The organism is Streptomyces swartbergensis (genome assembly GCF_002148965.1).
Lineage (GTDB): Bacteria > Actinomycetota > Actinomycetes > Streptomycetales > Streptomycetaceae > Streptomyces > Streptomyces swartbergensis.
Map to the genome: position 1 here is coordinate 1 of NZ_NGFN01000857.1, position 620 is coordinate 620.

The 620-nt window shown below is 69.3% G+C and carries 1 pseudogene; it reads left to right on the forward strand.

The features are described from left to right. Nucleotides 1–572, forward strand: a pseudogene (locus CA983_RS46565) (hypothetical protein); the annotation flags it as partial. Nucleotides 573–620: the final 48 nt, after the last annotated feature.

Sequence of the window (620 nt, forward strand, 5' to 3'; positions counted from 1 at the left end):
ACGAAGACGTCACCAAGCTGAAGCAGGAAGTCGTCCGCGAGGTCACAGCCACCCTCATGTTCGGCACCCAGCTAGCCCCCGAGGGCCGCTTCCCGACCATCCTCGACCGCGCCGACAAAGACCTCCAGGCCCTAACCGCAGCGCTCCTCTACAGCGACGGCGCTGCCGCGCACCTGGCGAAATTCGCCGAAGAGCCCGCCTACATCGACGGCGCCCTGCACTTCGCCTGCCTGCTCAGCCTCGCCGACTCCTCTGAAGGAGCCCAGTGGTGGTGGCAGTTCGCGGCCGGCGCCGGCAACGCCACCGCCGCCCACTGCCTGCACCTGTTCCACCTCGGCCGCGGCGAACTCCGCGACGCCGACCACTGGGCCCACCAGGCCGTCACCATGGACACCCACGTCCAACTCACACCCTTCTCCCGCCGGCGGACACCCCGTCACCGCCCCACCCTCGCCCTGCGCGAAGCAGTCGGCCGTCTCCAGGTCAACGAAGTCGAAGAGTGGGGCTTCCAGGTCTTCCGCCCCGACTCACATCTCGCCCACCAGATCGAAGAGCTCGCCGACGCCCCCTGACCCCCAGACGTCCGCCCCTCGCCACTCGAACGTACGGCTGCCSCGGCA